1 protein-coding gene is annotated in these 1,725 nt (G+C 40.7%); it reads left to right on the top strand.

What is annotated here, in order from left to right; translation table 11 throughout:
- Positions 1-70 precede the first annotated feature (70 nt).
- Complete coding sequence (locus MWU78_RS22225; protein ID WP_247002009.1) at positions 71-1,612, top strand: IS1182 family transposase; 1,542 nt, start codon at positions 71-73, stop codon at positions 1,610-1,612.
- Positions 1,613-1,725 lie beyond the last annotated feature (113 nt).

Genomic DNA, 1,725 nt, shown 5'->3' with positions numbered 1-1,725 from the left:
AAAAAAAGAGGCTGTCTAAAAAGGCGGCCTCTTTTTTTTGAATTACTGCTAAAGGATCGTAACTTTAGTTATGAGCCGAAAAGTAGTATGGAAGACCAATAACCAAGACCAGTTAAGTCTTCTCCCACCCAGTTATGATGATTTAGTTCCAAAAAATCATCCGGTACGAATTGTCAATACAATCTTGGACCAAATAGATTTAAGTATTTTAGAAAAGGGATATAAAGGAGGGGGAACATCTAGTTACCACCCTAAAGTACTCTTGAAGATTTTGATTTACGCCTACTTGCGTAATTTGTATTCTTCCCGTAAGATAGAAGAAGCCTTGGGCGAGAACCTTCATTTTATGTGGTTGGCAGGCACGGCCAAGCCAGACCATAATACCATTAGTAACTTTCGTTCCGGGAAACTAAAAGGGCAGTTCAAAAAAATCTTTGATCAAGTCGTAGTGCTCCTGGCAGAGCAAGGGTATTTAAGCTTAAAAGATATTTATGTGGATGGTACTAAAATAGAGGCCAATGCCAACCGCTATACTTTTGTATGGGCAAAAAGCATAAAGACTTCCCGCAATAGAATAAAGAAGCAATTAAAAGAGCTCTGGAATTATGTGGAGAAAGTTTATGTAAATGAGGAGCAGTTGCCCAACACTCCAAATTTCGAAGCTATTGACCCAGGGAAGGTCTCTCAAACCATAGACCAGATCAACCAAGCATTAGAGGGCAAGGACATTGACAAAAAGATAAAACAAAAGCTTGGGTACGCCAAGAAGAACTGGCCAAAGAATTTAGAGAAGTATAACAAACAAGAAGAGCAAATGGGAACTCGCAATAGCATGAGCAAGACCGACCCTGATGCTACCTTTATGCGCATGAAGGATGACCACATGCAAAACGGCCAACTCAAACCAGGGTATAACCTACAAACGGGCACCAATAATCAATTCATTGTTAATTATACCCTTGCACAAACCACAGCAGATACCACTACCCTTATTGACCATGTAGATGAGTTTATTGATAGTTACGGTCAAGCCCCAGGGCAGCTCACCGCAGATGCGGGGTATGGAAGCGAAGAGAACTATGCAGATCTAGAGAGCAAGGATATTGAGGCCTTTGTAAAATACAATTACTTCCACAAAGAACAATTGGATCAGAAAAGGGGCTCTTGTAAAAAGCCTTTTGCAGCGGATAAATTATACTATAACAGTGAACAAGATTGTTATTACTGCCCAATGGGCCAAGTAATGCAAAATATAGGTGGTTACCAGAAAGAAACCAAGACAGGATACTTACAAACCATTGATCGCTATCGGGCAAGCAACTGTTTAGAGTGCCCCATGCGGGGAGTCTGCCATAAATCACAAGGTAACCGGATCGTAGAGAGAAATCACAACCTGGTCAGACTCAGGGCCAAGGCAAAGGAAAAATTACTAAGCCCGGAGGGAATTGCCCATCGTAAACAAAGATGCTGGGATGTTGAGGCGGTATTCGGAAACATAAAGCACAATATGAAATTTAAAAGGTTTATGCTAAGGGGAATCAATAAAGTGGAGACTGAAATAGGGCTAATTGCAATGGCCCACAACCTGAAAAAAGTTACCCTAGCCGGATAGGACTACTCTGGCTTCCTTACACTGTTCAAATTAAAACAGTTTAAAAACCAAAGTTACCAAAGTCACTAAAAATAAAAAGACCGCCTAATGGTTTTTAGACGGCCTCTTTTTTT

Source organism: Arenibacter sp. F26102 (assembly GCF_023015865.1).
In the GTDB taxonomy this organism is placed as follows: domain Bacteria; phylum Bacteroidota; class Bacteroidia; order Flavobacteriales; family Flavobacteriaceae; genus Arenibacter.
The sequence above is the reverse complement of the archived record's forward strand: the minus strand, read 5'-3'. Positions and strand labels throughout refer to the sequence as shown.